The 8,379-nt window shown below is 68.3% G+C and carries 10 protein-coding genes; 6 read left to right on the top strand and 4 right to left on the bottom strand.

What is annotated here, in order from left to right:
- The 5 genes from ACFQEU_RS08035 to ACFQEU_RS08015 form a co-directional block, all read left to right on the top strand.
- The coding region (locus ACFQEU_RS08035; RefSeq protein ID WP_379780993.1) for a biotin/lipoyl-containing protein at positions 1-276 on the top strand (276 nt) is incomplete at its 5' end.
- 215 nt (positions 277-491) lie between these two features.
- Complete coding sequence (locus tag ACFQEU_RS08030; protein WP_379780991.1) at positions 492-1,031, top strand: GNAT family N-acetyltransferase; 540 nt, start codon at positions 492-494, stop codon at positions 1,029-1,031.
- 66 nt (positions 1,032-1,097) lie between these two features.
- Positions 1,098-1,445 carry a hypothetical protein gene (locus ACFQEU_RS08025; RefSeq protein ID WP_379780989.1) on the top strand — a complete coding sequence of 116 codons (348 nt, stop codon included), beginning with the start codon at positions 1,098-1,100 and terminating at the stop codon, positions 1,443-1,445.
- 90 nt (positions 1,446-1,535) lie between these two features.
- Positions 1,536-2,036 carry a TRAM domain-containing protein gene (locus ACFQEU_RS08020; protein ID WP_379780987.1) on the top strand — a complete coding sequence of 167 codons (501 nt, stop codon included), beginning with the start codon at positions 1,536-1,538 and terminating at the stop codon, positions 2,034-2,036.
- Between the two features lie 95 nt (positions 2,037-2,131).
- Positions 2,132-2,644: a Tfx family DNA-binding protein gene (locus ACFQEU_RS08015; protein ID WP_379780985.1), complete on the top strand. Its 513-nt coding sequence runs from the start codon at positions 2,132-2,134 to the stop codon at positions 2,642-2,644.
- 38 nt (positions 2,645-2,682) lie between these two features.
- Here the strand turns inward: ACFQEU_RS08015 and ACFQEU_RS08010 are convergent, their stop codons facing one another.
- The 3 genes from ACFQEU_RS08010 to ACFQEU_RS08000 all read right to left on the bottom strand — a co-directional run bounded on the left by ACFQEU_RS08010 (position 2,683) and on the right by ACFQEU_RS08000 (position 6,672).
- Positions 2,683-4,284, bottom strand: a complete 1,602-nt coding sequence (locus tag ACFQEU_RS08010) for an ABC transporter permease (protein ID WP_379780995.1) — start codon at positions 4,282-4,284, stop codon at positions 2,683-2,685.
- 64 nt (positions 4,285-4,348) lie between these two features.
- Positions 4,349-5,494 carry an extracellular solute-binding protein gene (locus ACFQEU_RS08005; protein WP_379780983.1) on the bottom strand — a complete coding sequence of 382 codons (1,146 nt, stop codon included), beginning with the start codon at positions 5,492-5,494 and terminating at the stop codon, positions 4,349-4,351.
- 122 nt (positions 5,495-5,616) lie between these two features.
- Positions 5,617-6,672: a succinylglutamate desuccinylase/aspartoacylase family protein gene (locus ACFQEU_RS08000; RefSeq protein WP_379780981.1), complete on the bottom strand. Its 1,056-nt coding sequence runs from the start codon at positions 6,670-6,672 to the stop codon at positions 5,617-5,619.
- Positions 6,673-6,790: 118 nt separating this feature from the next.
- Here ACFQEU_RS08000 and ACFQEU_RS07995 point away from each other — a divergent pair, with 118 nt between their 5' ends.
- Positions 6,791-7,618, top strand: coding sequence for an MBL fold metallo-hydrolase (locus ACFQEU_RS07995; RefSeq protein WP_379780979.1), 828 nt, complete (start codon positions 6,791-6,793; stop codon positions 7,616-7,618).
- Between the two features lie 13 nt (positions 7,619-7,631).
- On the opposite strand, the gene ACFQEU_RS07990 is transcribed toward ACFQEU_RS07995, so the two are convergent.
- A partial coding sequence (locus ACFQEU_RS07990) for an ERCC4 domain-containing protein (RefSeq protein WP_379780977.1) occupies positions 7,632-8,379 on the bottom strand: 748 nt, incomplete at its 5' end.

Here is an 8,379-nt window from a genome sequence, read left to right as displayed (position 1 = left end):
CCGCCGCAGACGACCGACGACGGGGACGACGGCGGGTCCAGCAGCGTCGATGTCGCCGAGGGCGGGGAGGCGATCGAGGCGGAGATGCAGGGGACGATCCTCTCCGTCGACGTCGGCGAGGGCGACGAGGTCGCCGCCGGCGACGTGGTCTGCGTCCTCGAAGCGATGAAGATGGAGAACGACGTGGTGGCCGAGCGCGGCGGCACGGTCGCGGGCGTCCACGTCGGCGAGGGCGACAGCGTCGACATGGGCGACGTGCTCGTCGTTCTGGAGTGAGCGGAGCAACCGCGACCGAGCGTTCCGTATACGTCGAAACGCGGCAGTTGCCGCGCCACTTATATACGGTTTTACGACGGTTGCCGCGCTATTTATACCTGCATCCGGCGGAGTCCGCTGCCGATCGCGTTTTCGATAGACGCTATCAGGGTTGGTATGCCTATACATCACACACCGACTGAATCTATTTATTTACTGCCACCCGATCACGGCCAATGCCCGGGCCAGTGTTCCTCGATGGCGACGAGGTCGCACTCCGAACGATCGAGGAGGAGGACCTCGAGTTCCTCCAGAAACACATCAACGACTCCTCCGTCTGGCGGGCCATCGGGTCGTCGGACCCGGTCAACGGGCCGCAGGAGCGGGAGTTCTTCGAGGACGTCGTCTGTGACGGCGACGGCGTCCACCTCCTCGTCGCCGTCGACGGCGCGCCGGCGGGGACGGTGGGCCTCTCGCCGACCCCGGACGAGGCGGACGCCATGGAGCTCGGCTACTGGATCGCCGAGGGGTTCCGTCGGCAGGGCCACGGTCGGGAGGCGGCCAGGCTCCTGACGAACTACGGCTTCCGACAGCGCGGCCTCCACCGGATCGCTGCCCGCGTGTTCGCGTTCAACGACGCCTCGCAGGCGCTGCTCGAATCACTCGGCTACGTCCGCGAGGGGACGAGTCGCGAGGCGGTGTTCGTCGACGGCCGATACTGGGACGTCCACTGGTACGGCGTGCTCGAATCCGAGTGGGGCGACGCGGGACGCTGAACCGACGGCGTCGCGACGACCCTGCCGACCGACGGTGTTTAACCGACCGCCCGAGAACGGCGACCCATGGAGCCGGTCGACGACTGGCGCGCGACGCTCGCCGAGTCCGGGGAGCTGTCCGGGCCGATCGCCGCCGCCATCGTCGCCGAGCACGGCGATCGCGGGAAGCGCGCGATCGAGGCGGTCGGCGACCGGCGAGTGAAACGGTACCGCGATTTCACGGTCGTCGTCGGGTACGACGACGAGTACGTCGTCGAGGAGGGGGAGTGTACCTGTGCGGACGCGACGTACAACCTCGATAGCGACGACCCGAGCGAGCGCTGCTGGCACGCCATCGCGGTCGATGTCGCCGACGCGGTCGACGCCGTCGACCACCACGACATGTGGTACTCGGAGGTCCGTGAGTTCCTCTGAGTCCGTGTTCACCCCGCCGACACGCTGGTTTCGTCGGTTTCACCGTGTACAGTCGGAAACGTTTACAACGGCGGCCGGTTTCGGTACGGTATGGCGGACTGTCCACTCGCCGACGACTGCCCCAGCTTCGACGAACGGATCCAGGGCATGGGATGTCAACACTACGGCAACAAGGGGGGTGCCGAGTGGTGTAACCACTACGACATGCCGATCTACGAGCTCAAACAGCAGCCGGTCCAGCCGGGTGAGGAGGTCGTCGTCGAGGTCGACGACATCCACGAGAGCGGGGCCGGCGTCGGCCGTACTGACGACGGGTTCATCGTCCTTGTCGACGGGCTGCTTCCGCCGGCGCGCGCCGAGGTCCGGATCCATCGCGTAAAATCGAGCCACGCGACCGCCCAGGAGGTCGTCGAGCGTCTTCCGGAGGACGGCGACGAGGACGACGAGAGCGAGGGCGGCGAAGCGGACGCCGACGCCGACGACGGGGACGGCGAACAGGACGCCGCCGACGGCGACGACGAGAGCGATCGTCGCCGCGACCGTCCCGACCGAGAGCGGCTCGGCAGCCGCGAGAACTTCTGGGGCAAGTGAGGCGTATCGGGGCCGACTCGCCCCACGGACAGTCCTGACACCGCCGTGCCCGACGGGAACCGCCGTTTTTTCACCGACCGTCCCGTCGTACGTGTATGGTCGCGAACGACGACGGGTCCGGGGGTCCCGCCGCGGACGACGCCGACGAGACGGTCGACGCCGACGAGCTGTTGGGGCGTGCCGGGTTCGACGCCGACACCGGTGTGCTCACGCAGCGACAGGCCGAGGTGCTCGCGCTCCGCGAACAGGGCTTACGCCAGTCCGACATCGCCGAGCGGCTCGGCACCTCCCGGGCGAACGTCTCCAGCGTCGAGGCGAGCGCGCGTGACAATATCGAGCGTGCTCGCGAGACGGTCGCGTTCGCCGAGGCGCTCGCCTCCCCGGTCCGCGTGGAGATCCCTGCCGGAACCGACCTCTATGACGCTCCGAAACGGGTGTATGACGCCTGCGACGAGGCGGGCGTGAAAGTCAACGAGACCGCCCCGGACCTGATGAAGACGATCGGCGACCGCGCCGGCGACGCGGTCCACGGTCGGGAGGTCCGCGAGCGACTGTTCGTGACGGTCGCGGCGGACGGAGGGATACGGGTACGTAGCCCCTCGCCGTGACTGTCAACCGCCCGCCGTGATCGTCGACGCCTCCATTCTCACCCGAGGCCGGACTCCTGTCTCAGCAGCACTACCATCGAGAGCGCCGAGACCACCACGAGGATGAGTGCGGGGATCGCCGCGTACTGGTAGTACAGTGTCTCGTGGGCGGCCCACACGATCGTCACCAGCGTGTCGACGCCGCTGGGCTGTAACAAAAGCGTCGCGGGCAGCTCCTTCATCGTCGTCAGGAACACCAACACGCCTCCGGCGACGATCCCCGGGAGGATGAGCGGGAGCGTCACCTTCCGGAACGTCTCGACCCGCCCGGCGTTCAGCGTGCGAGCGGCCTCGACGAGCCGGTCATCGACCTGTAACACGGCCGAGCGCGTCGTCCCGACGACTTGCGGGAGGAACCGGACGACGTACGCGAACACGAGGAGGGGGACCGTCCGGTACGCCCAGGGGGCGTAGTTCGAGCCGAAGAAGACCAGCGCCAGCCCGATGACGACGCCGGGGACCGCGAAGCCGACGTACGTCGCGCGCTCGAACAGCCGGGAGAGCCGGGAGTCGGAGCGCGCCGACTGGTACGCCACCGGGATCGCGAGCAGGCAGGCGACGGCGGCCGCCATCGTCGCGAGGAAGACGGAGTTGAGCGCGAACCCGAGCTCGAACGCGAGCGAGGGTATCTCCCCCGACGGTCCGCGAAGCGCCCACACGCCGAAGATCGCGACGGGGACGACGAGCGTGACGACGCCGATCGCGGCGATCCCCGCCATCGCGGGCCACTTCCAGCGGCCGAGTCGGATCCGGGCGGTCCGGCCGCCGCCCGACGACCCCTCGTCGCGGCCGACCCGCGCCTCGATCAGCAGGATGACTGCGGTGACCGCCAACAGCTGCAAGGAGAGCAGCGCGGCGTACTCGACGTTGAACGCGCCGGACTCGACATAGATCTCGTAGGTGAAGACGCTCACCCGCATGAACGCCGGGGTTCCGAAGTCCGACACCGCGTACAGGGCGACGAGGAGCGCGCCGGCGGCGATCGCGGGTCGGATCTGCGGGAGGACGACGCGCCGATACGCCGCGATCGGCGCGACGTTGAGGCTGCGCGCCGCTTCGACGAGCGCCATGTCGAGCGACAACAGGGCGGCCCGCGTCGACAGGAACACGTACGGGTAGGTGTACAGCGTGATGACGAGCACGGCACCCCAGAACCCGTCGATGGTGGGGAGCGGGATCCCGAGTGCGGTGCTCAGCTCCCCGCCCCGGCCGAACGTTCGGACGAACGCGAACGCCCCGATGTAGCTCGGGATCACGAGCGGCAACGCCGCGACGATCGTCCAGAACCGGCCGTACGGGAGGTCTGTCCCCGTCGTCACGACTGCCAACGGGACGCCGATGGCGACCGAGAGCACGGTGACGGCGAGCATCAGCCCGACGCTGTTGGCGAGGATCTCCGCGGTGCGCGCCGAGAACACGAGCGAGACCGCGCGCTCGGGCGACGCCACCTCCGACGCGCGGAGGAACAGCCAGAACAGCGGCGACGTCACGAGCACGGCGATGACGCCGCTCAAGAGCAGGAGGCCGAGCGAGGAGTAGTCGTCCGCCTCCTCCGGGCTCGTGGACTCATCGCGGAGCGTCTCGAACACGACTTCTCGGATCACGGTTCGTCTCGCGCGATATACGGCTTCTGGAACGAGCGTCGAAGGAGTCGAATGGGGTAGTTTACACCGTCATCCCTTCCTCGCGGAGCAGGTCGACCGCCTGCTCGACGTTCGCGAGGGCGTTCAGGTCGAACTCTGGCGGGTTGATCTCCGCGAGCGTCGGGAGGTCGCCGACGTACTCGACGCCGTCGAGGACGGGATACTCCCCGTTCGTCTCCACGAAGAACTCCTGTCCCTCGGCCGCGAGGACGTGCCGGGTGAACTCCGCCGCGAGGTTCGGCTTGTCGGCGTCCTCGAGGATCCCGACCCCCGAGACGTTGAACAGACACCCGGCGTCGCCGGAGGTAAACGCCACGTCGAGCGGGGAGTCGGGATCGTTCTCCACTATCCGACCGGCGTAGTACTGATTGCCGAGCGCGACCGCCTGGTTTCCGGCCGCCACCTCCTCGGCCTGCTGCGAGCCGCTGGAGTACAGCGTCGCGTCTTGGTCTTCCACCATCGAGCGGACCCACTCGCGGGTCGCCTGCTCGCCTTCCATCTCGATCATGGCGACGATGAACGACCGGAACGTCCCGGAGTTCGGACGGGTGGAGATGATCCCCTCGAACCGGTCGTCCTCGGCGTACGCGAAGATATCGTCCGGTAGGGCGTCCGCGCCGCCCTCCCACAGCTCCGTGTTGTACAGGATCGCTCGCACACGACCGGAGGCACCGGTCCACGTCCCGTCGGGGTCGCTGTAGTTGTCGTCGACGGCGTCGATCACGTCCTCCGGCAGCGTCCGGACGAGGCCGTCCTGTTTGAGCGCGGCGAGCGCGCCGGACGACTGAGTGTAGAACACGTCGGGGCGGGTGTCGGCGGTCTCCTCGTTGATCTTGTTGAGCTGGGTGGAGTTGTCGTCGAAATCGCTGTCGATGGTGAACTCGTCGTACCGCTCCTCGATGGCGGCGAACAGCGGGTCGATCTGGTCTCTGGTACGTCCGGAGTACACCGTGAGCTCGCCCTCGAGGTCACCGAGGTCGTCCCACGAGACGGCGGATGGTTCGAGCGCGGCACCCTGCGGACCGTAGTCGTCGAATGGGTCGCCGTCCCCACCTCCGAAGCCGGCACAGCCGGCGAGCGCGAGCGTGCCGGCCGCACCGAGGCTTCCGAGGAACGACCGACGGTCCGTGATCGAGGCAGCGTTGCGACCGCGGGAGTCGTGTGCCATATTTGTTTTAGGCCGACCTAAAACAAATAAGCATTCCGATTTAGGCTGGCCAAAAAGACGTACTCACGGCTCGTCGAAGCCGAAATAAATACGTTTCGTGTCGGGTCGGCATCGATCGCCGGCTACGCGTCGGTACTCGCGTCCTCGAGCCGTTCGGCCACGCCGACGAGTGTCGACCCCGCGGTAACCGTCGACTCGCGCGCGACCGAGTAGACGATCCCGTCGCGGTCGGCCACGGCGGTCTGGAGCGTCTCGAACGTCGTCGGGTCGTACACCTCGCCGAGCCGGTCGCCGTCCGCGACCTCGTCTCCGATATCGAGGTCCGGTCGCGGTCGGAACAGCCCCGAGTCCGCGGCGGTTACGCGGCCGAGGTGGTTGCGGGCGACGGTTCCGTCCCACGGTTCGGGGTCGCCGGCGAGGAGCCCCTCCGAACGTAGAACCCCGATCATCCCGTCGACGCCGGCCTCGACCGCCGACTCGACGATCTCACGGCTGTGCGCGAGCTCCGGCGTGATCGTCGGGATCCCCTCCCGGGTGGCCGCGACCCGGAGCTTGCCCGCGAACCCGCGCTCGGCCCACTCCGTGTCCGCATCGTCGCCGGCCGATTCGGCGAGCAACAGGTTCGTGCCGAACGCTTCCGCGAGCCGCCGACACTCCTCGTCACCGCGCATATAGACCGTGTGCGTGAGCATCGACGGCGACCCGGTGTGGAGGTCGACGACGGCGTCGGCGTCGCTCACGAACGACCAGAGTCGCGCGGCCATCCGCTCGTGGAGGGTGCCCTCGGGATCGCCGGGCCAACAACGGTTCATGTTCGAGTGCACCGAGTCCAGCGCCTCCGGCGTCGTGTACGAGACGTGATCGAAGGTGAGCGGGTCGGCGACGGGGACGGTCACGAGCGTGCCGGCGAGGTCGTCAAGCGCGTCCGAGCCGCCGGGATCGTCGTCCGCGTCCATGTGTCGATCGTGGAGCCGTCGGAGGACCGCTGTACCGTTCACCTCTCGCCCGTGTTGGGCGGCCTGCGCGTACACCACGGGGCCACCGTCGTCCGGAGTCACCAGCCGGGGGCCGGATCCAGGGTCGTCGACGAGATGCCCCTCCCCGTACACGTGGACGGTCGTGCGGATCGGAACGCCTGACGGGAGCCGCGCGAGGACGAGGTCGCGACTGTCGTGCATACCGCCGTTTCGGTCCCGAACGACGTTATACCTCGGGGTGATCCGGCCGCTCGGTGGTCGAGCCGTCCGCTCCCGATCACGGACGCTAAGTCGGTGGCCGACGAAGCTCCGGGCGAGAATGCGGGTCACCCTGCTGGGAACCGGCGATACGACTGGAACGCCGACCGTCGGTTGCGACTGTGCGACGTGTATCGAGGCGCGCGACCGCGGCGTGTCACGCTCGCGCTTTTCGGTCCACGTCGCCAACGAGCGCACGGGCGACTCGCTGCTCGTCGATTTCAGCCCGGACTTCCGGAGCCAGTTCCTCGCGAACGACGTCCCGCTCCCCGACGCCGGTGTCGTGACACACATCCACTTCGATCACCTCGACGGCCTCGGCAACGTCTACCGGCTGGTGGACGGCCTCCCCGTCCACGCGCCGAGCGAAACCGACCCGGCCACCGACGAGAGCGTCGCCGAGACGATCCGCGACAAGTACGACTACTTGGAGGACCGGATCGGCGTCCACGCCCGGGACCCGTTCGAGCCGTTCGAGTCCTGTGGGTTCGAGCTCCGATTCGTCCCCGTCGATCACCCGCCGCTGCTCTGTTTCGGGCTCGTCGTCGAGGACCCGGAAACGGGCGCGAAGCTCTCGCTCACCGGCGATACGAGCTACGACATCCCCGACCGATCGCGGGAGACGCTCGCGGACCCCGACCTCCTCCTCGCCGACGCCATCGTCCCCGCCTCGCTCTGCGAGTACCACCCGATCGGCGGGCGCCACGAGGGGCCGGACGGGATCCCCCGCACGTTCGGGTCGAAACACATGACTCGAGAGGGGGCGCTCGCGCTCGCCGACGAGCTACGCGCCGATCGGACGCGGCTCGTCCACCTCGCACACTACTACCCGCCCGACGAGGCGTTCGCGGAGCCGCTGGCGGTCGACGGGGAAGTCTACGAGCTGTGACCGGGTGATGCCATCACTCGTACTCGCTCCCCACCACTTCCCGGATCCGCTCGGCCGTCACCGACCCGACGCCGTCGACCTCCAGTAGATCCGTTTTTTCGGCGGTCATCACGGCCTCCACGCTGCCGAAGTGTTCCAACAGGCTCCGAGCGGTGATGGGGCCGATGTCGGCGATGGAGGAGACGACGTACTCCTGTTGTTCCGCGCGGGTCTTCGTCGTCTTCTCGCCGTGGACGCTCACCTCGCGGTCGCGCGTCTCCTGCTCGCGGCGCGCGATCGTCGCCAGCAGCTCGGTCGTGTCCGTCTCGCCCTCCGTTCGGAGGACGCTGATCCCGAAATCGACCGCGAGTGACGCGAGCGCACCACGGATCGCGTTCGGGTCGATGTCCCGCTGTCCGTAGAGGTTCGTCCCTTCGACGATCAGGACGGGTCGTGCGTACGCCCGCGACAGCTCGCCGACCTGCTGGAACAGCGATCGGTCGGCGTCGAGCATCGAGTCGACGAAGTCGGCGGCCGACTTCCGCTCGACGGCGACCCGGTCCGAGAGCACGTAGTCGCCGACCGCGAGGGTTTCGAGCCGGGTGACCAGCCCCTCGCGCGTCGAGAGCGACTTGGCGATCGAGGAGTCGAGCTCGCGCTGGTCGACCACGACCTCGACCCCGTCTTCGACGCCCGCGGTCGCGACGACACCGTCGCTCGCCTCGTCGGCGTCCGTCGCGGTCTCCTCGGCGGAATCGCTCTCGTCGTCGTCCCCGGCCGCC

The organism is Halorubrum tibetense (assembly GCF_042661865.1).
GTDB lineage: Archaea > Halobacteriota > Halobacteria > Halobacteriales > Haloferacaceae > Halorubrum > Halorubrum tibetense.
This window is presented reverse-complemented; position numbering and strand designations above follow the sequence as displayed.